Consider the following 21,923-nt stretch of genomic DNA (forward strand, 5'->3'; position numbering starts at 1 on the left):
GTCGCGCCGACCGGATCAAGGCCGACGGCCGGGAAAACACGGCGGTTGAACGCCTGATAATCAGCAGGCCCCGGCAAAGGGCAAATCTGCCGGTGCAGGATGGATTTTCCGGCGCGGTTTCCTAGATTGGGGCGATGACAGCTGCACCCCTTTCCCCGCCCGCCCCCTGGCTTCGTCTTGAGCGCGTCAGCCGCCGTTTCGGTGCGGTGACGGCGCTTGCGGAGATTTCCTTCAACCTTGGCCGGGGCGAAATCCTCTGCCTGCTGGGCGCGTCGGGCTGCGGCAAGTCCACGCTGCTGCGCCTGATCGCCGGGGTCGAGCGCCCCGATGGCGGCGAGATCACGCTGGCGGGGCGGGTGCTGGCGGGGCAGGGCGGCTTCGTCGCGCCCGAGGCCCGCGGCATCGGCTTCATGTTTCAGGATTACGCGCTGTTTCCGCATCTGAGCGTGGCGGAAAACGTGGCCTTCGGGCTGCGCGGGGTGCCCGCTGACGCGCTGCGGGCGCGGGTGGCCGAGGTTCTGGCGGTGGCGGGCGTGGCGGGGCTGGCCGCGCGCTATCCGCACCAGCTTTCGGGCGGGGAAAGCCAGCGCGTGGCGCTGGCGCGGGCGCTGGCGCCAAGGCCCGGGCTTTTGCTGATGGACGAGCCGTTTTCCAACCTCGACCAGGGTCTGCGCGACAGCGTCCGGGCCGAGACGCTGGCGCTTTTGCGCCAGCTTGGCGTGGCGGCGATCCTTGTCACCCATGATCCGGCCGAGGCGCTGGCGGTGGCCGATCATCTGGCGGTGATGCATGCGGGCAAGATCGAGGCGCTGGCCGATCCGCGCAGCCTTTATCACGCGCCGCCAACGCTTTACGCCGCGCGCTTTCTGGGGCCGGGCAGCATCCTGCGGGGGCTGGTGGCGGGCGGCGCGCTGCTGACGCCGCTGGGCCGGTTCGCCGCCCCGGGGCTGGCCGAGGGGCAGGCGGCGGTGGCGTTCTTCCGCCCGCAGGCGCTGGCTCTGTGCGATCCGTCCGAGGGGGCGGCGGCGCGGATCGAACGGGCCGAGTTTCTGGGCGCGCAGGAACGGCTGGTCCTGCGGCTGGAAACGGGCGGGGCGGAGCTGCGGCTGGATCTGCCCTCGGCGCGGCAGCCGCATTCCCCGGAGCGGGTCGGTCTGCGGCTTGACCCGGGCGCGGTGCAGGTTTTTGCCGCCGCGCCGGGCGAGGCCTGCTGACGCGCCGCGGACGGGGCCGTCATCGCGGGTGTCCGGGCGGTTGTCGCGCTTTCCCCCCCGCCCTGACGCGCGTTTTCGCTTGATCCCATGCCCGGAACGCAGGAGTGTCGCCGGGCAGCCTTCATGTGGCATGTTCAACCCGGGCGCCTCTCTTTCATGACGATCGCAAGTGATTTGACACACCCGCCCGCGCGGCCGGGTCCTCTGGCGGTGATCGCCTGTCAGCGCAACGAGGCGATGTGGCTGCTGGAATGGGTGGCGTTCCAGCAGGCCGCGGGGTTCGATCGCGTCTTCGTCGTCTCGAACGACTGCAGCGACGGCTCGGACCGGATGCTCGACCGGCTGGCCGAGATGGGCGAGGTCGTGCATCTGCGCCAGCAGACGCAGCCCGGCGAAGCGCCGCAGGTGAGCGGCTGCGCGCTGGCGCTGGCGCATCCGCAGATGGCCGATGTCGCCTGGGCGTTTCACTGCGACATCGACGAATTTCTTAATGTGACCTGCGGCGAAGGCCGGGTGGCCGATCTGATCGGGACGGTCCTGCGCGCCGGTCCCACCGATTGCATCGCCGTCAACTGGCGCATGTTCGGCTCGGCCGGGCGGCGCAGCTGGGACGGCGGCGCGGTCCTGCCAAGCTTCACCCTGACCGAGGCGCAGCTGCGCAAGGGCCGCGCGATGCAGAAATGTCTTTTCCGTCCCGAGGTTTTCGCGGCGGTGCATTGCCACATGCCGAAACATCCCCGCAAGGCGGACCCGGTTTTGCGCAGCAGCGGCGGTGTGGAAATGCCCAATGCGCCGCTTTTCGTGCCGCAGCAGATGCGGCATCAGACCGCCACCCATGCGATGGTCAGCTGGCAGAATGCCGCGCTCAATCACTATGCGATCCGGGCGCAGGATGTGTTCCTGCTCAAGAACCTGCGCGGCGACGGGATGGCTCTGACGCATCAGAAATACCGTCTGGGCTCGCCGTTCTGGGCCTTTGCCGAGCGGACCGAGATCGAGGACCGCACGATCTTGCGGCATTGGCCGGAGGTGGCGGCGCGGCTGGAGCGCTATCGTGCCGACCCCGAAATCCGCGCCATCGAGGCCGAGGCCCTGGCCGCGCACGCGCGGCTGCGGGCAGAGATCCTGGACCGGCAGGGCCGGTTCGGCTGGCACGATCCCGCCCCCAAGCTGCCGCCGCAGGAGGTGCCGAAGGCGCATCTGCCCGACACCGCCGCGGCGATGCGGTTCCTGCTCGCGCATCTGCCGCGCGAGCGCCGCACGGTGGTGCTGGATGTCGGCGCCAACCCGATCACCCCGACCCCCTACAAGACGCTTCTGGCGCTGCAGGGCTGCGACGTGATCGGCTTCGAGCCGCAGCCCGAGGCCTTCGCGGCGCTGCAGGCCAGGCCCTCGCCGCGGGAGCGGTATTTCCCCCATGCGGTGGGGGACGGGACGGCGCAGGAGCTGAAGATCTTCCGGTTCAGCGGCATGACATCGGTGTTCGAGCCCTGTCTGCCCTCGATCGCGCTCTTGGGCAAGCCGCGGATGGGCCGGGTGATCGCACGGGTCGAGATGCCGACGGTGGCGCTGGACGCGCTGCCCGAGATCGGCCGGATCGATCTGCTCAAGATCGACATTCAGGGCGGCGAGCTGGCGGTGTTTCAGGGCGCGCGCCAGACGCTTGCGCAGGCGGTCGCGGTGATCGTCGAGCTGCGTCACCTGCGGCTTTACGAGGGCGAGCCGCTGGCGGCCGGGGTCGATCTGGAGCTGCGCGCGCAGGGCTTCGCGCTGCACAAGTTCCTGTTCAACAAGTCGATGCCGATCGCCAATTCGCAGCTTGCCCGGCTTTCGCGCGCGGCCACCAGCGATCAGCTGGTCGATGGCGATGCGGTCTATCTGCGCGACCTGAGCACCCTCGGGGCGATCGACGACGAGGGTCTGGTGCAGCTGGCCATTCTGGCCGCCTCGGTCTTTGACAGCCACACCGTCGCCCTGGCCTGCCTTGATGCGCTGGCCGCAAGGGGGCGGGTTCCGGCAACCCTCGCGCAGAGCTATGTCGACCATCTGCCCGCCCGCCTGCGCAGCGATCCGGCGTAAGCCGGTGGCGGTCGGGCGTTGTTGCCCGGTTCACGCTTGCGACGTGATTGCCGCTTTCCCCTTGGGCTTCATGCGACGCGGACGATCTCGGCAGTGCCGAGGGCGTTGACGCGATTGATGACTGGGCGGCAAGTGCCATGGGGCCAAACGCCGCCACGAGGAATGCGGATCTGGATTTCGGCGGTTTGGCGGTCGGGGCCTCTGGCCGCATACGGGCTTTCTCCTGCCGCGAGCTTTTGCCAGTTGCCCGGGCGGGAGCTCCTCCGGGCGCAAGGCCTGCGTATCAAGTGTAAATTCAAACCGGCCTCAGGGGAATATAAGGGGATGAGATGTCGAAAGGACATCCACCGCGGCACCCGGCAGATCGGCGGCAACCTGATCGAGATCACCCATCCCGAGGGGGCGCGGCTGATCCTCGACGCGGGTCAGGCGCTCGAACTGCCGGAGGGCAAGGAAGACCGCCTGCCTGAGACGCTCGACACCAGCCGCCCGGCAACCGTGCTCAGCCATGCCCATCTTGATCACTGGGGGCTGGTGGCGCAGCTTCCTGCCGATTGGCCGGTGATGTGCGGGGCGGCGCCGGCGCGGCTGATCGCGGCCTCGCCCTTCGACAAGGGCAAGCTGCCGCATCGCCTGACGACCTGGGAAAGCCGCAGCGGGCCGATCCCGATCGGACCGTTCACCCTGAAGCCGTGGCTGACCGATCATTCCGCCTTCGACGCCTACATGTTGCAGATCGACGGCGCGGGGCGGCGTATCCTTTACATCGGTGATTTTCGCCGCCATGGCGCAAGGCGGCCTTGGTCGATGGGCTGATGAAACATCCCCCGAAGGGGATCGACCTGCTGATCACCGAGGGCACCAATCTTGGCACATCAAAGCCCACAGTGACCGAGACGGATCTGGAAAACTGGCTGGTCGAACGCAGCAAGACCGTGAAGGGGCGGATCTTCGTCTCTTGGTCGGGGCAGAATTTCGACCGCCTGACAACGCTTTACCGCGTCGCCAAACGCACGCGGCGGGATCTGGTGATCGACCTTTACACCGCCGACATGCCCGAGCAGGTAGCCGAGGGCTCGGGGCTGCCCCGCCCCGGTTGGCCAAACCTGAAGGTGGTGTTGACCGCCGGATTGCGCCGTCTTTACGCCGACCGCTACGGCGAAAGCTGCATCGGCGGCATCAGCCGCACCGGCCTCGGCGCCGCCGCGCTGATCGGCAGCCGCGCCATCGTGATGCTGCGCAAGGGGCGGTTTGCCGAATGAGAAGTCGCAGCATCGCACCTGCAGAAACTGGCGATAACCGCCGTCCGTCCAATGCTGTCGCTTCCGCGCACCGCTTTCTCGAGCCTATCGGGCCACTTTCTTGCGCACATAAAGCTCAAGCCGGTGATGGACGATCTCATAGCCCAGGGCTTCGGCGATCTCGGCCTGAAGCGCCTCGATCCTCTCGTTGGCGAATTCGACCACCTCGCCGGTCTCGACATCGATGATGTGATCGTGGTGGCGGGTCTCGGAATGCTCGAACCGCGCCGGTGTGCCTTCGAACTGATGACGCAGGATGACGCCCTGATTCTCCAGCTCTGTCAGGGTGCGATAGACGGTGGAGAGCGAAATTCCCGGCACCGCGGCCTCGGCGCGGCGATGCAACTCGACCGCTTCGGGGTGATCGTCGGCCGCCGCCAGAACCGACAGGAGCGCGGCACGCTGGCGGGTGATGCGCACACCTGCACGGCGCAGCGCGTTCGTAAGTTTCTCGGCTCGGTGTTCTGTCTTTGTCATCGTCTGCGTTTTGCACGAACACGCGCCTGTCGGCAAGCTCTTGTTGCAAGTGATTTGCATTTGCGACTACAGATGCAAATGATTCTCAGATAGACTTGCGGCAAACATGCAGGGGAGCACGCAAATGATCGGCAGAAGATTTCTACTGGGCATGGCAACGGCGCTGGTGCTGGCCGGGCCCGCGGGCGCAAAGGACAAGCTCAAGGTGGTCACCACGTTCACGGTGATCGCGGACATGGCGCAGAACGTGGCGGGCGATGCGGCCGAGGTGGTCTCGATCACCAAGCCCGGTGCCGAGATCCACGGCTATCAACCCACGCCGAGGGACCTGGTGAACGCGCAGGATGCCGATCTGATCCTCTGGAACGGGCTCAACCTGGAACGATGGTTCGAGCAGTTCCTCGCCAATCTGCGGGACGTGCCGGCCGCGACGATCTCTGACGGAATCGAACCGATCTCGATCGCGGGGGGCGATTATGACGGCAAGCCCAACCCCCATGCCTGGATGGCGCTTTCATCGGCGGAACTCTATATCGACAATATCCGCGCCGCGCTGAGCGCAGCCGATCCCGGAAATGCCGGGACCTATGCCGCCAATGCCGCGGCCTACAAGGCGCAGATTGCCGCCGTGATCGGTCCGCTGCGCGCGGCGGCGCGGGCGCTGCCCGAAGATCGTCGCTGGCTGGTGACCTCGGAAGGGGCGTTCTCCTATCTTGCGCGGGATTTCGGTCTGACGGAGGTCTATCTCTGGCCGATCAATGCCGACGCGCAAGGCACGCCGCAGCAGGTGCGGGCCGTGATCGACACGGTGCGCGCCCACCGCATTCCGGTGGTCTTTTCCGAAAGCACGGTCTCCGACAAGCCCGCCCGGCAGGTCGCGCGCGAAACCGGCGCGCAATATGGCGGCGTGCTTTACGTCGACAGCCTCTCCGAGCCCGGCGGGCCGGTGCCGACCTATCTCGACCTGTTGCGCGTGACCTCGGAGACGATCGTGAAAGGCTTGCAGCCATGATCGAAGACGGCCTCCGCGCGACCGGCGTCACGGTCACCTATCGCAACGGCCATACCGCGCTGCGCGATGCCAGCTTCGCGATCCCGCGCGGCACGATCACCGCGCTTGTTGGCGTGAATGGAGCCGGAAAATCAACCCTTTTCAAGGCGTTGATGGGCTTTGTTCCGGTTGCGGCCGGGCGGATCGAAATTCTTGGCCGCCCGGTGCGCGAGGTGATGAAGACGCAATCGGTGGCCTATGTGCCGCAAGCCGAAGAGGTCGACTGGAGCTTTCCGGTGCTGGTCGAGGATGTGGTGATGATGGGCCGCTACGGCCACATGGGGTTTTTCCGTCGCCCCCGCCCCGCCGATCACGCGGCGGTCGCCGCCGCCCTGTCCCGCGTCGACATGACCGAATTCCGCAACCGCCAGATCGGCGAATTGTCGGGCGGCCAGAGAAAGCGCGTCTTCCTCGCCCGCGCATTGGCGCAGGACGCACAGGTGATCCTGCTCGACGAGCCCTTCGCCGGCGTCGATGTCGGGACCGAGGAGCAGATCATCGCGCTTCTGTGCGAGCTGCGCGCCGAGGGCCGGGTCATGCTGGTGGCCACCCACAACCTTGGCTCGGTGCCCGAATTCTGCGACCGGGTCGTTCTGGTGAAGGGGACGGTGCTGGCCTTCGGGCCGACGGCAGAGGTCTTCACGGCGGAAAAACTGCGCGCGGCTTTCGGGGGCGTGCTGCGCCATTTCATGCTGGACGGAGCGCATCTGCATGACGACAGCGATCCGCGCAAGCTGGAGGTCTTTTCGGACGATGAGCGCCCGCTGGTGATCTATGATGATCGCACCCGCACCGTGAAGGAGCGGTCATGATCTGGCTCGAACCTTTTCAATACGGCTACATGACCAATGCGATCTGGGTCTCTGCCCTTGTCGGGGCGGTCTGCGCCTTCCTGTCGGCCTATCTGATGCTGAAGGGCTGGTCGCTGATCGGCGATGCGCTCTCGCATTCGGTCGTGCCCGGTGTCGCGGGGGCCTACATGCTGGGCCTGCCCTTCGCCCTCGGCGCGTTTCTCTCGGGGGGGCTTGCGGCGCTGGCGATGCTGTTCCTGCGCCAGCGTTCGGGGTTGAAGGAGGACGTGGTGATCGGGCTGATCTTCACCTCGTTCTTCGGGCTGGGGCTGTTCATGGTGTCGCTGAACCCGATGGCGGTCTCGATCCAGACCATCACCATGGGCAATATCCTTGCGATCTCGCCCGGGGATACGGTGCAGCTGCTGATCATCGGCGGCGTGTCGCTGGCGGTGCTGACGGTGAAATGGCGCGACCTGATGGCCATATTCTTCGACGAGGCCCATGCCCGGACGATCGGGCTGAACGTGGGGGCGCTGCAAGTGTTGTTTTTCACGCTGCTTTCGGCCTCGACGGTGGCGGCGATGCAGACCGTGGGGGCATTTCTGGTGATCGCGCTGGTGGTGACGCCGGGGGCGACGGCCTATCTGCTCACCGATCGTTTCCCGCGGCTCCTGGCGCTGTCGGTGATGATCGGCGCGCTGAGCTCCGCGGCGGGCGCTTATCTGAGCTATTTTCTCGACGGGGCGACGGGCGGCGTGATCGTCTGCCTGCAGACCGCTCTTTTTCTGGCGGCGCTCGTCCTTGCGCCCAAGCATGGGATGCTTGCCGCGCGCGCCCGCTCCCGTCAGGCCCTGAAGGAGAGCCCGTGATGCAGGATCTTCTCTTGCCCTTCCAGTTTCCCTTCATGCAGAACGCATTCCTGATCATGGCGCTGATCGCCCCCGCCGCCGCGATGCTGAGCACGTTTCTCGTGCTCAAGGGCTGGTCGCTGATGGGCGATGCCACAAGTCACGCGGTTCTGCCGGGCGTCGTTCTCGCCTATCTTGCCGGTATCCCGCTGATCGTCGGCGCGTTTCTTGCCGGGCTGCTCTGCGCGGTCGCAACCGGAGTCATCAAGGACAATTCGCGGATCAAGCAGGATACGGTGATGGGCATCGTGTTCTCCGGCATGTTCGGTCTGGGCGTCGTGATCTACACCCAGATCGACAGCGCGCTGCATCTTGATCACATCCTGTTTGGCAACATGCTGGGCGTGGGCGCGCAGGATCTTTGGACCGCCGGGCTGATCGCGGCGGGCGTCGTGCTGGTTTTCAGCGTGAAATGGCGCGATTTCCTCGTTTACAGCTTCGATCCGGCCCAGGCGCGGATGATCGGGCTGCGCACGGGGTGGCTGCATTACGGGCTGCTGGCGATCTTGTCGGCAACCATCGTCGCGATGCTGTCGTCGGTGGGGATCATCTTGTCGGTGGCCTATCTGATCGCCCCGGGCGCAATCGCCTTTCTGCTGACGCGGCGCTTCGCGGCGATGTTGGTGACCTCTGTCGCCGTTGCGCTGATCGCCGGGATCGTCGGGATCTACGTGGCCTTCCGGCTCGATGCAGGTCCCGCGCCAACCATCGTTCTGGTCCTGACGGGCATGTTCCTTGCGGCGCTCGTGCTCCGAGGGCGGCGCGAACGTCGGGTCCGACGATCGGCTTGAGAGCCGTTGCCCCCCGTTGCCGGGCGCCGGATCGCGGGGACGTATCGGCGCCGCCATGCCCGCGACGGTCGCGCGGCCGGGATCTGTGCCGTGGTCCCGGGCGAAGCTGCGGTCGCCTCCGGTCGAAGGTCACCCCGGCGTCCCCCCATGACGGGATGGCCTTACCAGCGCAAGAGCCGTCGTCCGGCCACAGCGCCGAGGGCTGCGCAAAGCGCGATGCCGCCGCCATACCAGGTCACATAGAACATCGGCGAATCCTCGGGGCAATGCAGCGAATAGCCTGCCACGGCAAAGGCCCCGACGGAGAGCCCCGCCAAGGCGCCGGTCAGCCGCGGTCGGGTCGAGGCGCCCGGGCGCAGCGCCGCAAGCCCAAGGCCAAGCGGCAAAAGCGAAAGCGATGTGATCGAGAGCAGGCAGGCGCCCGCCGTCTGTCCCAAAAGCTCGGTCTGCAGCCGATCCGGCGCCGTTGTCAGCGCCCGCGCAACAAAAAGCCCAAGCGCGAGGGCAAGCGGTGCGGCCAGCGGCCAAAGCGGAATGCGCGCAGCAGGTCGCGTGCTGGCGAACGTGGCCGAAAGCGCCAGCAGACCCAGCAGGAGCGGCACAAGCGTCTTGGCCGCGACGACGGGGGTCGAGAGCGTGTCCAGCAGTCCCTCCCGCAGGCCGAGGGTGGCATAAAGCACGGCCAATCCCGCCGCCAATCCGGCCAGCGCAAGGCCGATCACGCGGGCCGGGCGCAGCGGCGCGGGGGCGGGCGCGGCGGCCAGCCGGTCGATGAAGGCATTCGTCTGATCGGGCGTGGTCATGGTCTCATCCTTTCACGATCTGGCGCAGGCGGGAAAGCGCGCGGTGCAGCGCCACCCGCGAGGCCCCCGCCGAAAGGCCAAGCGGCGCCCCGGCCGCCTCGGCACTTTCGCCCTCCAGCGTCACGGCCCGCACCAGCGCGGCCGAGCGCGCGTCGATCCGCGCCAGAAGCCGCTCCGCATCGCGCCCCGACAGCGGCGGCACGTGATGCGGGTCTTCGAGCGTCTCGACAAAGGGCTCGATCGGCACATGGATCGCGGTGCCGCGCCGCCTGCAGGCGTCGATCAGCTTGTAGCGCGCGATGGCATGAACCCAGGGCCGCACCGGGGCCTCGGGGCGCCAGCTGTGGCGCTTGAGGTGAAGCGCCAAGAGCACCTCTTGCAGCACGTCCTCGTGCTGATCGGGCGGCAGCGCACCGCCCCGGGCGCGCAGGATGGTGCGGATGGCCGGGCTGACCGCGCGCAGGAACTGCGCCAGCGCCGCCCGCGCATCTGCGCCGTCATCCGCATTGGCGCGACGCAGCAGATCGGCCCAGTCGTCGTGATCCGCCATCTCTCCCTCCGACCGCGCCGGGCGCGCTGCGCCAAGCCTATCCGATCTCGGGGACGCGGGGCAACGCAGCGCTTGGGCCGGGGGCAGCGCCAGGTCCATCTCAGCGCCCCCCGGGCTCAAACCCCAGCGCCCGGTCCAGAGAAAGCCGCCCGGGGCCAAGCACGACCAGCGCCAGCAGCGCCGAGGCCCAGAGCCCATGGGTAATCCAGGCCTCGGGATAAACGAAGATTTCGATCACCGCGGTCATGCCGATCAGGCCAAGCGCCGCAACCCGGGTGAAGAGCCCCAGGATCATCAGCGCGGGCAGAAGATGCTCGGCACTGGTGGCGAGAGGCGCGGCGATCTCGGGCGGGATCAGCGGCAGGGCGTAGTCGTGCTCGAACAGGTAATAAGTCGAAGGCTTGATCGTGACGCCCTCCACCTTGGTGCGGCCCGATTGCAAGAAGACGAAGGCGGGAAAGAGCCGCAAGGCGATGCGCACAAGATCAAGCGGCACCCGGGCCAAAGCCGCGTTCAGTCGGATCAGTGCCCTCACGGCCCGGCTCTTTCGCAAAGCGCGCCCGCCTGCATCAGCGCGACCAGAAGCGCGGTGGGGTCAAGTTCGGGCGCATGGGCTGCGGCCTGCAGCAAGGTCTCGCCGCGCCCAAGCGCTGCAATCAGCGCGGCCTCGGCCGGGGCGATCGCACGAACCGGCACGTCAAAGGCGCGGTCGCGCAGGATCAGCGCGGTTTCCGGGCCGGAATGGACCGGCCCGGCCTCGGCGCCCGGCTGGTTGATGGCCCAGATCGCGACGGCGGGGGAGGCAAGGGGCAGGAGGATCACCGACGGGTGCAAGGCCAGACGCAGCCTTGCCGGATCGGCCCCGGTCAGCCGCGCGGGGGCAATCGGCGCGGCATCGGCGGCATGAAAGGCCAGTCCCCGCGCCCATTCGATCCGCGCCACATCGCCCATATAGGAAAAGGCCGCGAGCGGCGCGCAGGCGTCGAGACTGTCCGGGAAAGCCGCCCCCCATTCGTGCAGCACCGGGCTTTGCGGCGGATGCGCCGCGATGAAGTCCCGCGCCAGCGCGGCGAAGAACTCTGCGCCCACAAGGCGGGCGATGACCGGGAAGCGTGTCCTGAGCGCCGCGCAGAGGCTGAAGCTGACATTGTTGCGATAGACCGCAAAGCGGCGCGCGACTTCGGCGGGATCGGATGCGGTGACCTCTGGCGGGGCCGCGCCGTGCCGCAGCGCTGCGCCGAACCGCGCAAGGGTTGCGTCATGCGGGCTCATGGCAGACCTCGCGCGCAAGGATCTCGGTGGCACGGTCGGCCTCGGCGGCAAGAGTTGGCCAGTCGGGCAGGTCATTGTCCCATTCGATCAGCGTGGGCAGCGGCCCGGTGCGGCGGATCGTTTCGGCGTAAAGCGCCCAGACCGGATCGGCGACCGGGCTGCCATGCGCATCGATCAAGAGCGGCCCCGAGGGCAGGTGCTCGACCGCGTGCCCGCCCAGATGGATTTCGCCCACGGCGCCAAGGGGGAAATCGGCCATCATCGCCCGGGGATCACGGCGGTGATTGCTGCAGGAGACGAAGAGGTTGTTGAGATCGAGCAGCAGCCCGCAGCCGGTGCGGGTGGCGATGATGCGCAGAAATTCGGTCTCGGGGATCGTCGATTGCGCGAACAGCACATAGGTGGCGGGGTTCTCGAGCAGCATCTGCCGCCCGAGTGTTTCTTGCACCTGATCGACATGGGCGCAGACGGTGGTCAGGGTTTCCTCGGTATAGGGCAGCGGCAGAAGGTCGTTCAGATAGGCGCCGTCATGGCTTGACCAGGCCAGATGTTCGGAGAAGCTTTCGGGGGCATACCGATCGCAAAGGGTCTTGAGCCGGGCCAGATGATCGCGGTCCAGCGGCGCGGCGCCGCCGATCGACAGCCCCACCCCATGCACCGAAAGCGCATGATCGGCCCGCAGCGCGGTGAGCTGCGCATGGGGCAGGCCGCCCGCGCCCATGTAGTTCTCGGCATGGATTTCGAAGAACCCGACGCGGCGGCGGTCGGCACGGATCTGCTCGAAATGCGCGGGCTTGAAGCCAAGACCGGCGGTTCGGGGCAGGCAGGCGGGCAGATGGATCATGGAAAACCTCCTCGGGCAAGGGAGGCGCGGAATGCCCGCGCCTCGACGCAGGGTTACGAGGCGATGTCGCGATCAAGGGCCATCAAGGCGCCGTGCCGGGCCATGCCATCGGCACCGGCGGGCAGTTCCATCGTCATGCAGGTGCCCGCGGGCACGAGCTTCCACGCATTGCCCTGGTAATCGACTTTCGAAGTGCCGGCGCAGGTGGTGCCGGGGCCCGCGGCGCAGTCGTTCTGCCCGGCCAGCGCGACGCCGAAGCATTTTTCCATGGTCTCGGCCTGCGCGGGCAGCGCCGCCATCGCGCCAAGCGCGCCCGCAAGCGTGGCGGCAAGGGCGAAATGCGAAGCGCGGCGGGGGGGGGATGCGGTCATGGTCTGTCTCCCTGTGGGTTGCGAAGAGCTCCCTTGCCCTTCCCCTTACAGTTCGCAGCCGCCGCTGCCTTCGTTACAGTCCTCACGCAGCCGTGATCGGCGGGCGCAGGTTCAGAGATCGCACGGCCGTTGCCCCGCCGGTCGGCGCGCCGAGGCCTCCGCAAAATTTTACCGCAGGACGTGCCTGCGGGCCAAGCGCAGTCAAAAAGTGGATGGATGGAACAGCCGATGCAGCACCCTCACGGGCGGCAACCCACCGTCATACTTGCACGAAGCCTTCCGCCGCGCCCCGCGCGAAAGGTCGGAATGGGCTGCGACCGCCTATCGCTGCAGGCGGATCGGGTGACCGCTTCGGCGGCCTATGGCGGGAGGGCCGACCGGCGGCTGAGGGTCGACGTTACTCCGTCAGATCATCCAGACTCACGCCAAGCGCATCTTCCAGATCGACACCCAGATAGCGAACGGTGCTGTCCATCTTGGGTCGTGGCCCAGGAGCAGCTGCACGGCGCCAGATTTCCGGTCTTCTTGGTGATCTGCGCAACCTTCGTGCGCTGCATCGAATGCGTGCCATAGACACTGGGCTCGAGCCCGATCGAAAGAACCCAGTCGCGCATGATCCGGGCATATTGGCGTGTCGACAGGTGCGGGCTGGCGTGAACGCGGCTGGGCCAGAGATAGTCGCTGCCGACCCTTTCGGGATCCTTGATCCACCGTTCCAGCGCCAGTCGCGTGGTCTCGGTGATCTTGAAGCGGACGGGTTTTCGGGTCTTGCTCTGGGTCACCGAGGCACGTTCCTTGACGTGACCGGCTGCATAGACGTCGCTCACCCTGAGGCCGACCAGATCGCAGCCCCGGAGTTTGCTGTCGACGGTCCTGTTGAACAGGGCAAGGTCACGCCGATTGTCGGCCATTTCCAATCGAACGCGGATAGACCAGACATGCTTTGGCTGCAGCGGAAGCTTTTGGCCGATGATGCGGCTCTTGTTCCACGGCGCGCGGACCGGGCGAAGAGCGGGTAGGGGTTCAATGGTCATGACGGAACTCCTCTCCGCCACGCCCACCACGTCCTCGGCTCCGCCGAGCCGCCGGAGAGGTTGCGGCATTGCACCGCGGCAATGGGCGATAGGGTCCATTTGCGCTTCGCTAAGGAAGCGACGAACTGCGCTGGTTGCGGACATTGCGGGCAACAAGTCGCCTCTGGCGCGACCGACGCCTATTGCCCCTTGCATTCGGGCACAGACCAATCTTGCGGATCGGCAGCGTTCACGAAAGCCGCCGCGCGAATGCGCAGCGACAACGCCCCTTTCGAAGTACAAACGGCCAAGAACTGTCTCGCCGCAGGTGGTCCCGTGGGTCGTGGCGCGACCGATCCCTGCAACTCCGCTCAGCGGGCGAGCCCGGCGTAAAGGCGCGGCAGGCGTTCGGGCAGGCGCTCGACCCGGTCCAGGATCTGGTAACCGCGCGGCCCGAAGATCTGCGCCACATAGGCATCCGCCGCGGGATCGAGGCTGAGGCAGAAGGGCTGCACGCCTGACGCGCCCGCGCGGTCACCGCGACGCGGGCGTCGTGGCGCAGATGCGCGGGGGCGCGTTCGTCGATATCGGCGGGCGCCCCGTCGGTCAGCGCCAATAGCAGCTTGAGCGCCGCGCGCTGCTGGCCCAGATGCCAGCCCGCATGCCGGATCGCCGCCCCCATCCGGGTGGAGAGCTGCCCCTCCATCCCCGCCAGCCGGGCCTTGGCCATCGGACCCCAGTCCTCGCTGAAGTCCTTGAAACGCTGATAAAACACATCGTGCCGCCCGTCCGGGCAGAAGCCGTGCAGGGCGAAAGGATCGCCGACGCGATCCACGGCTTCGGCCATCAGCACGGTGGCGGCGCGGGTCAGATCCAGAAGGGGCGTGCCCTCGGCCCCCGTGGGATCGTTGAGCGAGGCCGAGAGGTCGCGCAAGAGCAGCACCGCCACGTCGCGTGTGACCCGGCGCTGGCGCATCATCACCCGCGGGTCGGGCTGACGGCCCAGCCGCCGGTCGACCGCGGCACTGATCGCGGCATTCAGATCCAGCTCGTCGCCGTCTTCGAGCCGCCGCAGCCTTTGCACGCCCCGCGGCTGCAGCGCCTCCAGCACCCGGCGCATCCGCGCCAGAACCGGATGTTCGGGGCTGAGGGAGTTCCGGCCAGGGCCGAGACCCATGACCGAGCCGCCCGGGCAAGCTGACCGAACAGGAATTCGAGAATGACCCAGGTGATCGCCAGGGGCGCAGCTGTCAGGGTTCCGATCAGGATATGGCGATCGGCGGACTTCACCCGGTGCGGTGTCTCAGGTGTCGTCATGCCAAAACGGTCCCCCGTCTCACCTGGTCTTCGCGCCTGACGCAATTGGATGAAATCGCCTGCAAAGAAAGTCGGCGGCACCACGACAGAGCGTTTGCCGTCGGCGAGCTTGAGGATATCTCCCTGACCCGCCCCATTATCGCAGCGCCGTGGAGGCTCTACAATGGCCAGACGATCAGCAGCAGGGGGATGCTGACGCCGACGACCAGCCCTTCAAGCGGCAGGCCGAGCCTCCAGTAGTCGCCGAACCGAAATCCGCCAGGGCCCAGGATCAGCGTATTGTTCTGGTGGCCGATGGGAGTGAGGAACGCACAGGACGCGCCGATGGCGACGGCCATCAAGAAGCTGTCGGGGCTGACCTCCAGATTTTCCGCGATACCGATGGCGACCGGGCACATCACCGCCGCGGTGGCAGAATTGTTCATCACATCTGACAGGAACATGGTGGTGACCAGCACCACTCCCAAAGCGGCGATGGGATTGCCTTGTGCTATCACATCGACCAGGACCTCTGCCAGACGGTCGGCGGCGCCCGTGGTCTGCATCGCACCTGCCACCGGGATCAGCGCCGCCAGAAGCACGATCACCGGCCAGTCGATCGCGGAATAGACCTGGCGTGGCGGCACTGTGCGCAGCAGCATGGACAGCAGAACGCCCAGCATGAAGGCCGGTGCGGCAGGCAGCCACCCAAGCGTCACGATTCCAACTGTGCCCAACAGGATGGCCCCGGCGATGATGGCCATGCGACGCTGTGGAATGCGCAATTCCCGTTCAGCCAGCGGAACGCAGCCTGCGTCATTGATGAAATCGGCCATGACCTCCGCAGGGCCTTGCATCAGCAAGAGATCGCCAGATTTCAGCGGAAGTGATCCGAGCCTTTCGCGGGGCGGCGTTCCATGGCGCGAGACCGCCAGCAGATTCAAACCGTAGCGAGAGCGCAGGTGCAACTGGCGTGCCGTCCTTCCGACGATATTGGCCCCCGGCAGCACCACAAATTCGCACAGCAGGATATCGTCTTCGCGTGCGGCGCGGCCCCGGGCCTCGTTCCGGTCTTCGTCACCGCCCGACAAGACCTCGGCGCTGATCGTGTCGGGCGAGCTGTCCGGCGCTCTTGTCCCGGGCGGGGCATCAGGAAAGGATGATCCCTGCTGTTCCAGCCGGAGCCCGAACACCGAAAGCGTCTTGGCCACCGCGTCGACATCGGCCTCCAGAACCAGGATGTCATTCGGTTGCAGACGGCGGCCGCCACGCGGGGCGAACATGTGGACCTCGTTGCGCACCAGTCCCACGACTTGGGCGCCGCTGGGCTCGAGGGCACGCTCGAAGTCCCGCAGGCTCAGGCCGACCGCTTTGCTCTTCTCCGTGATCCGGACCTCGGTCAGGTAACTGCCGGTGTCAAACCCGCCACCCGAAAGGGATTTGCGCGCTGGCACAAGACGCCATCCGATGGCGGCGACGAAGAGGGTGCCCGCAGCGGCCACCGCAACACCCACGGGCGCAAAGTCGAACATGGCGAAATGCCCCAGGCCAGCTTCGTCCCGAAAACCGGAGACAATCAGGTTGGGCGGTGTGCCGACCAGCGTGGTCATGCCGCCAAGAAGGGTGCAGAAGGCGAGGGGCATCAGCACCTGCCCCGGCGTCAGGCCGAGCCGTCCTGACAGTCGCACCGCAACCGGCATCAGGAGCGCCATGGCGCCCACGTTGTTCATGAAACCCGACATTGACGCGCCCAGACCCATCAACGCGACCAGGCTCGGCAGTCGCCCGGCCTCAGGCGGCAGCGCACCGCGCGCCAGCCAATCCATCGCGCCGGTGTTCTGCAATCCCTGGCTCAGGACCAGGACGCAGGCCACCGTGATCACGGCAGGGTGGCCAAAGCCAGCAAAGGCCTCCTCGGACGACACCAGCCCGGAAAGAATGCAGGCCATCAGTGCTGCCAGCGCCACCACGTCATGTCGAAGCCGACCCGAAAGGAAGAGGGCCATCGTCGCCGCAAGAATTCCGAAGAACAGCAGTTGTGGGGATGTCATGCAGTGTCTCCCGAAGATTGCCTTGGCGCGACCAGATCGGAGTGGGCCATCCGCCGCAACAGGCTACCTGCTGTCACCTGGTCGTCAAAAACTGCCCAGCATCGTGCCTGAAACCACCAGGACCACGAGCGCAACCACGGGGATCGCCACGGCGACGACGAAAATATCCCGGTAAGCTTCCCGGTGTGTCAATCCGCAGATGGTCAACAGCGTGATCACGGCCCCGTTATGCGGCAGCGCATCCAGCCCGCCCGTCGCAACCGCGGTCACCCGGTGCAGAAGGTCGGGCGACACGCCGGCAGCCTGCCCCATGGCCAGATAGGTCTCGCCCAAGGTCGAGAGCGCGATCGACATTCCGCCCGAGGCCGATCCCGTCATTCCGGCCAGAAGGCTGGTGCCGACCGCCAGCGAGATCAGCGGGTTATCCCCGCCTACAGTGACCACCCAGTCGCGGATCAGGCCGAAGGCCGACAGCGAGGCGATCACGGCGCCGAAGCCCACAAGGCTTGCGGTGTTGAAAATCGGCTTCAACGCGTTCCTGGCGCCGTCGTCCAGCGTCTCGGACAGTCCTGTCGCCAGCCGCCGCCAGTTCATGCCCACCAACGCCAGCGAGGCCAGGGTCAAAGCGGCGATGATAGACCATACCCCGCGCAGCGCATCCGCGTCGGTTGCGCCGAATTCGGGCAGCGCCAGATAGCCGGTGTCCATCGCCGGTATCACGAGGAAGGTAAAGCCGAGGTTCAGTGCCAGCACAAGCAACAGGGGAGCGGCCGCCACCGCCAATCCGGGTGCATCGCCAGTTTCGGGTTCGGGGTCAATTTCGGACAGATCCCCATAGCCCGGACCAAGCGCACGCGCGCGGTACTCCAGCCAGCCCCAGCCCAAACCCAACATCAGCGCCCCGGTTATCAGCCCCAAGCCCGGCGCGGCAAAGGGCGTGGTGCCGAAATAGGGCATCGGGATCGCGTTCTGGATGGCGGGCGTGCCCGGCAGCGCGGTCATGGTAAAGGTGAATGCCCCAAGAGCGATGGTCGCGGGAATCAGCATCCGGGGCAGGTCTGCCTCCCGAAACAGTGCCGATGCGATGGGCCAGACGGCAAAGGCCACGACAAACAGCGACACGCCGCCATAGGTCATCGCCGCACAGGACAGGATCACCGCCAGGATTGCCCGGCTTGGCCCCAACCCGCGAATGATGCCATCGGCAAGAACCCGCGCCGAGCCCGACGCCTCCATCAGCTTGCCGAACACCGCACCCAGCAGGAACAGCGGGAAATACTGGATGATGAACCCACCGGTGGCCTGCATGAATATCTGCGTATAGCTGGCCAGCAACGGCCCACCCTCGGCAAACAACACCGCCAGCATTGCCATCGCGGGGGCCAGTAACAGAAGGCTCAGGCCGCGATAGGCGAAATAAATCAGGGCGCCAAGGGCCAGGAGGATGACAAGGATACCGATCATCGCCTAGCCGGGGGAAGCATCGAGGCCGAGACGCCCCGGCAACCGGTCAAGGGGGCTGTGCGGCAAGGGCGAGGCCTGCGCCACCTCGCTGATCATACGCCAATAGCCTTCCAGCGCGGCCCGCGCGCCCTCTCGCCCGCCGCGCTCGAATCCATCCGCCAGCACAACGACGTTCATCGCCCCGGCGCTTGCGCCGTTGATTTCAGCGATCTCAAGCCTGTCGTCCTTCGGAAGCCGATCCAGAACGCCCCAGGTCAATGCGCCATGAGATCCGCCACCCTGAAGGGCCAGGTTGATGTTCTTGCACGTATTGACTTTGCCCATGCCACCTCCCTGCCGCATTGCAGCATTATACTGAAAAATAGCGGATCCGGCAACGATGCCCCAAAGACAGGCGCACTGAACCGTCAGAAAACCGGCGGCTCCGGACGACCCGCGACACGACAAGGGCCAAGGTCCCCGCTGGCCCGAAGTCCTTGTCGCCTTCGCGACGCTGTGTCAGATGGCGCAGCGCAGGATCACGGCCCGTTCGCCCCCTTGCGGGATATCCTGACGTCGCCCGGCCACCATTTGCCGGCACGCGCCCCGCGATTTCGTCGATCACATCATAACTGCCGACACTCTCTGCCTTTTCCAGCATGATGGCGCCGATTTCCCGGTTGACGACGGGTCGTGTCGCGAATGCTGCGGAAAGTCCCTGGCGGCGCGCTCCGGGCCTTTGCTTGACCGCCGTTTCAAGCTGCGAGGTCGCCAGATGCTTTATCCGGTCGCTCTGGAATGGCCTCCAGGTCCGGGACGAGCCCCTTCGTCCGGCCGCACTGGTTCGCCACAGGCATCATCGGCGGCAGGAGGGCCTGCATCCGTCTGCCTCACGCCTGTCGGGGCTGGGTCCGGCGCGGCGCCCGAGCGGACTTTCGGTATTGCGGGTCAGGTCATGATTTCAACCCCAGTCGGATCTGCTTCTCGATTTCGATGATCGCGAAGAAGGCGGCGCCAGTCCCGAGGATGAGCAGCCCGTCGAACAGGGAGACTGCTTCGGTTCCGAGCACCGATTGCAGCACCGGGATATAGGTGACGGCGAATTGTGCGGCGGTGACGACGATCACCACGGCCCAGACCACCTTCGTCCCGCGTAAGGCGGCCCAGGTCAACGAGGTGCTGTGGATGTTGCGGATGAAGAAAAGGTGGAAGATCTCCAGCACCACCAGCGTGTTCATGGCCATTGTTTGCGCCAATGCCAGCGGGTAACCCTTGTCCATGGCGTAGGTGAAGACGCCGAAGACGGCCGCCAGGAACAGGGTGGCGACAAGGATGACATGCCAGACCAACCCGCCCGACAGGATCGGTGCCTGGCGGGGGCGCGGCGGGCGGGCCATGGTGCCGGTCTCGGTCGGCTCGAAGGCAAGGGCCAGCCCCAGGGTGATGGCGGTGATGAGGTTGATCCACAGGATCTGCACGGCGGTGATCGGCAGGGCAAGACCCAGAATGAGGGCCAGCACGATGACGATGGATTCACCCGCATTGGTGGGCAGGGTCCAGCTGATCACCTTCTGAAGGTTGTCCCAGACCGTCCGCCCCTCGCGCACGGCAGCGGCGATGGAGGCGAAATTGTCATCGGCCAGGACCAGATCGGCGGCCTCTTTCGCAGCCTCGGACCCTTTCTGCCCCATGGCGATGCCCGCATCGGCGCGTTTGAGCGCGGGGGCGTCGTTCACCCCGTCCCCGGTCATGGCGACCGAAAGGCCGTGGGACTGCAGCGCGGTCACAAGGCGCAGCTTGTGCTCGGGGCTGGTGCGGGCAAAGACGCTGGTGCCCGCCACCTCCAGCGCCAGTTGCGCGTCGTCGAGCCTGTCAAGGTCGCGGCCGGTCAGCACGCGGTCGGGGTTCTCCAACCCGATCTGGCGCGCGATGGCGGCGGCGGTTCCGGCATGGTCACCGGTGATCATCTTGACGCGGATGCCTGCGGCCCGGCATTCGGCGACGGCGGCGATGGCCTCGGGGCGGGGCGGGTCGATCAGACCGACAAGGCCAAGGAAGGTCAGCCCGCCCTCCAGCGAGGCCGGATCGATGCTGTCGCCGGCTTCAGCCCGTTGCGCGAGGGCCAGCACCCGAAGCCCCTTGCCGGCCAACGACTCGGAGCGGGTCTGCCAGTGGTCGAGATCGAGCCCCGCGCACATCCGCAAGACACGTTCGGGGGCGCCCTTCACATGGGTCAGGCGTCCGGCCGCGCCTTCGGTCAGCACGGCCATGAAGCGATGGCGACTGTCGAAGGGGATCGCATCCAGCCGCCTTGCGGCCTGATCGACCCCGGCCTTGCCCGCAAAGGCGAGCAGCGCGCCCTCCATCGGGTCGCCTTCCACCGCCCAGGCCCCGTCCTTGCGGTGCAGTCGCGCATCGTTGCAAAGGGCGGCGGCAAGCGCCAGTTGCCCCAGATCGCCCGCCGGTGTGATCGCCCCTTCCGGGGCGTAACCCTCGCCTGCGATGGCAAAGCTGCCCTCCGGGGTCACGGCGGCGGCCAACACCATCTCGTTGCGGGTCAGCGTGCCGGTCTTGTCGGTGCAGATGACCGAGACCGAGCCGATGGCCTCGATTGCCGGAAGGCGGCGGATGATCGCGTTCCGGCGTGCCATCGCCTGCACGCCGATGGCGAGGCTGATGGTCATCACGGCTGGCAGGCCTTCGGGGATGGCCGCCACCGCCACACCGACAACCGCCATGAACAGATCGGCAAAGGGCAAGTGGCCGACGAAATAGCCATAGGCCAGCAGAAGTGCTGCGCAAAGCAGGATCAGGAACGACAGCCAGCGCGCGAAATGGTCCATCTGAGCGACAAGGGGGGTGGTCAGTTGCTCCACATCGGCAAGCAGACCGCCGATGCGGCCGATCTCGGTGCCCGCCCCCGTGGCCACCACCAGCCCCCGCGCGGTCCCTTGCGTGACCAGTGTGCCCGACCACAGCATCGACCGACGGTCGCCAAGGGCGGCATCGGCGGCGACGGGCGTTGTTCCCTTTTCCACCGGCACGGATTCCCCGGTCAGGATCGCCTCCTGCACCGCAAGGCCTCGCGCCTCGATCACCCGCAGGTCGGCAGGCACCTTGTCCCCCGCTTCCAGCAAAACAATGTCGCCCGGCACCAGATCGGCCCCGTCGACGGTCACCCGGCTTCCGTCACGCAGCGCGGCCGCCTTCGGTGCCAGCATGTTGCGGATCGCGGCCATCGCCGCCTCGGCCTTGCCCTCCTGGACAAAGCCGATCACCGCATTGGCCAGCACGACGGCCAGGATGACCCCGGTATCGATCCAGTGCTGCAAGACCCCGGTCACCACCGCAGCGCCAAGGAGCACATAGATCAACACATTGTGGAACTGCAGCAAGAACCGCAGCAGCGGCCCGCGCCCCCGCGCTTCGGGCAGCCGGTTCGGGCCAAACTTCGTCAGACGGTCATTTGCCTCGGCGGTGGTCAGGCCATCGTGCGTGGCGTCCAGTGCCGCAAGGCATTGTGCGGCGGGGATCGTGTGGGCGTGGATCAGTGTCATGTCATCACGCCCTGTCGCCGCCGTCGATACCAACCGCTCCCCGGTCACGATGGCGGCCTTGCCAGCAAGTCTTCTCATGGCTTTCGTCCTTTCGTTCCAGAGGTGTTG

The 21,923-nt window shown here is 66.7% G+C and carries 20 protein-coding genes and 1 pseudogene; 8 read left to right on the top strand and 13 right to left on the bottom strand.

What is annotated here, in order from left to right:
• Positions 1 to 134: 134 nt before the first annotated feature.
• The 4 genes from LY44_RS13105 (at position 135) to LY44_RS18015 (ending at position 4,555) form a co-directional block, all read left to right on the top strand.
• The gene (locus LY44_RS13105) at positions 135 to 1,214 is read left to right on the top strand and encodes an ABC transporter ATP-binding protein (RefSeq protein ID WP_055211363.1); all 1,080 of its coding nucleotides are present in this window, start codon (positions 135 to 137) and stop codon (positions 1,212 to 1,214) included.
• Positions 1,215 to 1,370: 156 nt separating this feature from the next.
• Positions 1,371 to 3,293 (top strand): FkbM family methyltransferase, encoded by a 1,923-nt coding sequence (locus LY44_RS13110; RefSeq protein WP_055211361.1) that lies wholly within the window; start codon positions 1,371 to 1,373, stop codon positions 3,291 to 3,293.
• Positions 3,294 to 3,617: 324 nt separating this feature from the next.
• Complete coding sequence (locus LY44_RS13120) at positions 3,618 to 4,109, top strand: MBL fold metallo-hydrolase (RefSeq protein WP_055211358.1); 492 nt, start codon at positions 3,618 to 3,620, stop codon at positions 4,107 to 4,109.
• A complete protein-coding gene (locus LY44_RS18015; RefSeq protein WP_160320042.1) occupies positions 4,109 to 4,555 on the top strand; it encodes a hypothetical protein in 447 nt (148 codons plus the stop codon). The genes LY44_RS13120 and LY44_RS18015 overlap by 1 nt, the downstream gene beginning before the upstream one ends.
• Before the next feature lie 84 nt (positions 4,556 to 4,639).
• Here the strand turns inward: LY44_RS18015 and LY44_RS13130 are convergent, their stop codons facing one another.
• Positions 4,640 to 5,071: a Fur family transcriptional regulator gene (locus LY44_RS13130; protein ID WP_055211354.1), complete on the bottom strand. Its 432-nt coding sequence runs from the start codon at positions 5,069 to 5,071 to the stop codon at positions 4,640 to 4,642.
• Between the two features lie 124 nt (positions 5,072 to 5,195).
• On the opposite strand from LY44_RS13130, the gene LY44_RS13135 reads away from it, so the two are divergent.
• The 4 genes from LY44_RS13135 to LY44_RS13150 are packed head-to-tail and all read left to right on the top strand — an operon-like array spanning position 5,196 to position 8,615.
• Positions 5,196 to 6,083 (top strand): metal ABC transporter substrate-binding protein, encoded by an 888-nt coding sequence (locus tag LY44_RS13135; RefSeq protein ID WP_055211352.1) that lies wholly within the window; start codon positions 5,196 to 5,198, stop codon positions 6,081 to 6,083.
• A complete protein-coding gene (locus LY44_RS13140) occupies positions 6,080 to 6,934 on the top strand; it encodes a manganese/iron ABC transporter ATP-binding protein (protein ID WP_055211350.1) in 855 nt (284 codons plus the stop codon). Before LY44_RS13135 ends, LY44_RS13140 begins: the two co-directional genes overlap by 4 nt.
• On the top strand, positions 6,931 to 7,785 hold the full coding sequence (locus LY44_RS13145; RefSeq protein ID WP_055211348.1) for a metal ABC transporter permease: 855 nt from the start codon (positions 6,931 to 6,933) through the stop codon (positions 7,783 to 7,785). The genes LY44_RS13140 and LY44_RS13145 overlap by 4 nt, the downstream gene beginning before the upstream one ends.
• Entirely contained in the window at positions 7,785 to 8,615 is an 831-nt protein-coding gene (locus LY44_RS13150) for a metal ABC transporter permease (protein ID WP_111396030.1), read from the top strand. The genes LY44_RS13145 and LY44_RS13150 overlap by 1 nt, the downstream gene beginning before the upstream one ends.
• Before the next feature lie 161 nt (positions 8,616 to 8,776).
• Here LY44_RS13150 and LY44_RS13155 read toward each other — a convergent pair whose 3' ends face one another.
• The 12 genes and pseudogenes from LY44_RS13155 to LY44_RS13210 form a co-directional block, all read right to left on the bottom strand.
• Positions 8,777 to 9,418: an NrsF family protein gene (locus tag LY44_RS13155; protein ID WP_055211345.1), complete on the bottom strand. Its 642-nt coding sequence runs from the start codon at positions 9,416 to 9,418 to the stop codon at positions 8,777 to 8,779.
• 4 nt (positions 9,419 to 9,422) lie between these two features.
• Positions 9,423 to 9,968, bottom strand: coding sequence for a sigma factor (locus LY44_RS13160; protein ID WP_055211343.1), 546 nt, complete (start codon positions 9,966 to 9,968; stop codon positions 9,423 to 9,425).
• Positions 9,969 to 10,068: 100 nt separating this feature from the next.
• Positions 10,069 to 10,503 (bottom strand): DoxX family protein, encoded by a 435-nt coding sequence (locus LY44_RS13165; RefSeq protein WP_055211341.1) that lies wholly within the window; start codon positions 10,501 to 10,503, stop codon positions 10,069 to 10,071.
• Positions 10,500 to 11,240 (bottom strand): HvfC/BufC family peptide modification chaperone, encoded by a 741-nt coding sequence (locus tag LY44_RS13170; RefSeq protein WP_055211339.1) that lies wholly within the window; start codon positions 11,238 to 11,240, stop codon positions 10,500 to 10,502. The genes LY44_RS13165 and LY44_RS13170 overlap by 4 nt, the downstream gene beginning before the upstream one ends.
• On the bottom strand, positions 11,227 to 12,084 hold the full coding sequence (bufB, locus tag LY44_RS13175; RefSeq protein ID WP_055211337.1) for an MNIO family bufferin maturase: 858 nt from the start codon (positions 12,082 to 12,084) through the stop codon (positions 11,227 to 11,229). The genes LY44_RS13170 and bufB overlap by 14 nt, the downstream gene beginning before the upstream one ends.
• Positions 12,085 to 12,137: 53 nt before the next feature.
• Entirely contained in the window at positions 12,138 to 12,455 is a 318-nt protein-coding gene (locus LY44_RS13180; RefSeq protein WP_055211335.1) for a BufA1 family periplasmic bufferin-type metallophore, read from the bottom strand.
• A gap of 397 nt (positions 12,456 to 12,852) precedes the next feature.
• Positions 12,853 to 13,489: pseudogene (locus tag LY44_RS13185) on the bottom strand (tyrosine-type recombinase/integrase).
• A 229-nt stretch (positions 13,490 to 13,718) separates the two neighbouring features.
• Positions 13,719 to 14,645, bottom strand: a complete 927-nt coding sequence (locus LY44_RS13190; protein ID WP_055211333.1) for a nitric oxide reductase activation protein NorD — start codon at positions 14,643 to 14,645, stop codon at positions 13,719 to 13,721.
• Between the two features lie 298 nt (positions 14,646 to 14,943).
• Positions 14,944 to 16,815, bottom strand: a complete 1,872-nt coding sequence (locus LY44_RS13195) for an SLC13 family permease (protein WP_055211331.1) — start codon at positions 16,813 to 16,815, stop codon at positions 14,944 to 14,946.
• A gap of 84 nt (positions 16,816 to 16,899) precedes the next feature.
• Complete coding sequence (locus tag LY44_RS13200) at positions 16,900 to 18,279, bottom strand: GntP family permease (RefSeq protein WP_055211329.1); 1,380 nt, start codon at positions 18,277 to 18,279, stop codon at positions 16,900 to 16,902.
• A gap of 3 nt (positions 18,280 to 18,282) precedes the next feature.
• On the bottom strand, positions 18,283 to 18,603 hold the full coding sequence (locus LY44_RS13205) for a patatin-like phospholipase family protein (RefSeq protein WP_055211327.1): 321 nt from the start codon (positions 18,601 to 18,603) through the stop codon (positions 18,283 to 18,285).
• Between the two features lie 608 nt (positions 18,604 to 19,211).
• Complete coding sequence (locus tag LY44_RS13210) at positions 19,212 to 21,815, bottom strand: cation-transporting P-type ATPase (protein WP_055211325.1); 2,604 nt, start codon at positions 21,813 to 21,815, stop codon at positions 19,212 to 19,214.
• Positions 21,816 to 21,923 lie beyond the last annotated feature (108 nt).

Origin of the sequence: Rhodobacter capsulatus, from assembly GCF_003254295.1 — a bacterium.
Lineage (GTDB): Bacteria > Pseudomonadota > Alphaproteobacteria > Rhodobacterales > Rhodobacteraceae > Rhodobacter > Rhodobacter capsulatus.

Excerpts from the sequence above, each read along its gene's own strand:
- LY44_RS13200 (WP_055211329.1), bottom strand. The coding sequence starts at position 18,279 with ATGATCGGTATCCTTGTCATCCTCCTGGCCCTTGGCGCCCTGATTTAT.
- LY44_RS13130 (WP_055211354.1), bottom strand. The coding sequence starts at position 5,071 with ATGACAAAGACAGAACACCGAGCCGAGAAACTTACGAACGCGCTGCGC.
- LY44_RS13140 (WP_055211350.1), top strand. The coding sequence starts at position 6,080 with ATGATCGAAGACGGCCTCCGCGCGACCGGCGTCACGGTCACCTATCGC.
- LY44_RS13135 (WP_055211352.1), top strand. The coding sequence starts at position 5,196 with ATGATCGGCAGAAGATTTCTACTGGGCATGGCAACGGCGCTGGTGCTG.
- bufB (WP_055211337.1), bottom strand. The coding sequence starts at position 12,084 with ATGATCCATCTGCCCGCCTGCCTGCCCCGAACCGCCGGTCTTGGCTTC.
- LY44_RS13150 (WP_111396030.1), top strand. The coding sequence starts at position 7,785 with ATGCAGGATCTTCTCTTGCCCTTCCAGTTTCCCTTCATGCAGAACGCA.
- LY44_RS13120 (WP_055211358.1), top strand. The coding sequence starts at position 3,618 with ATGAGATGTCGAAAGGACATCCACCGCGGCACCCGGCAGATCGGCGGC.
- LY44_RS13170 (WP_055211339.1), bottom strand. The coding sequence starts at position 11,240 with ATGAGCCCGCATGACGCAACCCTTGCGCGGTTCGGCGCAGCGCTGCGG.
- LY44_RS13180 (WP_055211335.1), bottom strand. The coding sequence starts at position 12,455 with ATGACCGCATCCCCCCCCCGCCGCGCTTCGCATTTCGCCCTTGCCGCC.
- LY44_RS13195 (WP_055211331.1), bottom strand. The coding sequence starts at position 16,815 with ATGACATCCCCACAACTGCTGTTCTTCGGAATTCTTGCGGCGACGATG.
- LY44_RS18015 (WP_160320042.1), top strand. The coding sequence starts at position 4,109 with ATGAAACATCCCCCGAAGGGGATCGACCTGCTGATCACCGAGGGCACC.
- LY44_RS13190 (WP_055211333.1), bottom strand. The coding sequence starts at position 14,645 with ATGGGTCTCGGCCCTGGCCGGAACTCCCTCAGCCCCGAACATCCGGTT.
- LY44_RS13145 (WP_055211348.1), top strand. The coding sequence starts at position 6,931 with ATGATCTGGCTCGAACCTTTTCAATACGGCTACATGACCAATGCGATC.
- LY44_RS13155 (WP_055211345.1), bottom strand. The coding sequence starts at position 9,418 with ATGACCACGCCCGATCAGACGAATGCCTTCATCGACCGGCTGGCCGCC.
- LY44_RS13210 (WP_055211325.1), bottom strand. The coding sequence starts at position 21,815 with ATGACACTGATCCACGCCCACACGATCCCCGCCGCACAATGCCTTGCG.
- LY44_RS13110 (WP_055211361.1), top strand. The coding sequence starts at position 1,371 with ATGACGATCGCAAGTGATTTGACACACCCGCCCGCGCGGCCGGGTCCT.
- LY44_RS13105 (WP_055211363.1), top strand. The coding sequence starts at position 135 with ATGACAGCTGCACCCCTTTCCCCGCCCGCCCCCTGGCTTCGTCTTGAG.
- LY44_RS13160 (WP_055211343.1), bottom strand. The coding sequence starts at position 9,968 with ATGGCGGATCACGACGACTGGGCCGATCTGCTGCGTCGCGCCAATGCG.
- LY44_RS13205 (WP_055211327.1), bottom strand. The coding sequence starts at position 18,603 with ATGGGCAAAGTCAATACGTGCAAGAACATCAACCTGGCCCTTCAGGGT.